Annotated in this window: 1 tRNA gene and 1 rRNA gene (1 of these 2 only partly in view); both read left to right on the top strand. The window is 42.5% G+C overall.

Features of this window, described 5'->3' with window-relative positions:
• Positions 1-76 (top strand): 5S ribosomal RNA (gene rrf / locus DWY37_RS15680); it begins 64 nt to the left of the window's first position.
• A 35-nt stretch (positions 77-111) separates the two neighbouring features.
• Positions 112-184, top strand: a tRNA-Ala gene (locus DWY37_RS15675).
• The last annotated feature ends 143 nt before the right edge of the window (positions 185-327 follow it).

The following is a 327-nucleotide window of genomic DNA, read 5'->3' as shown; positions in this document are numbered from 1 at the left end:
GAACACGATGGTTAAGACCTAAGCGGCCGATGGTACTACGCTGGAGACGGCATGGGAGAGTAGGTGGCTGCCAGATTAAAAAAAGAAAATTAAATAGGAATCATCCTATATGGGGGTGTAGCTCAGTTGGGAGAGCACCTGCCTTGCAAGCAGGGGGTCAAGAGTTCGAATCTCTCCATCTCCATTCGGATACGAAAGTATCCATAACGTACCTTGAAAACTTCATACAGAATTGATGATAAGACTATCATTTTAGAAATGATAGACCTAAGATATCAAGACATCCGAGAAACAAACCGATTCAAAAGAATCAACAAACACAAGCGT

The sequence above is a fragment of the Roseburia sp. AF25-13LB genome, from assembly GCF_003478915.1.
GTDB classification, from domain to species: domain Bacteria; phylum Bacillota; class Clostridia; order Lachnospirales; family Lachnospiraceae; genus Roseburia_C; species Roseburia_C amylophila.
Note: the sequence above shows the minus strand (reverse complement) of the source record. Positions and strands in the feature narration are given on the sequence as shown.